Source organism: Campylobacter sp. CH186 (assembly GCF_004378925.1).
GTDB lineage: Bacteria > Campylobacterota > Campylobacteria > Campylobacterales > Campylobacteraceae > Campylobacter_D > Campylobacter_D jejuni.
The window spans coordinates 1-494 of sequence record NZ_RYYB01000020.1; the positions used below are offsets into that span (position 1 = coordinate 1).

The 494-nt window shown below is 34.8% G+C and carries 1 pseudogene; it reads left to right on the plus strand.

Features of this window, described 5'->3' with window-relative positions:
• Positions 1–494: pseudogene (locus ELQ09_RS08170) on the plus strand (flagellin); the annotation flags it as partial.

Consider the following 494-nt stretch of genomic DNA (forward strand, 5'->3'; position numbering starts at 1 on the left):
ATATCGGTGCTGGTGCTGGTATTTTACAAAAAGAAAATTATGGAAGATTATCTTTGGTTAAAAATGATGGTAGAGATATCAACATAAGTGGAACCAATCTTAGTGCCATAGGTATGGGTGCAACTGATATCATTTCTCAAAACTCAGTATCTTTAAGAGAATCTAAAGGGCAAATTGATGCTAATACAGCTGATGCTATGGGCTTTAATGCTTATGGTGGTGGTGGAAAACAAATTATAGTTGGAGCAAGTTCTATTGATGCTTATATGAATACTAATGGAAATGGTTTTTCTAAAGGTTCTGGTTTTTCAGTGGGATCTGGTAAAAATATGTCAAAGATGTTAGAGGCATCAATTGTTACTATTTCATCAATGACCACAGCAGATGCGATAAGTCTTTATAATGTTTCTACAGGTTCCGGTTTTTCTAGTGGTTCTGGACAATCTCAATTTGCCACTTTAAAAATTTCAGCAGATAATAAAGCAGGAGCTACT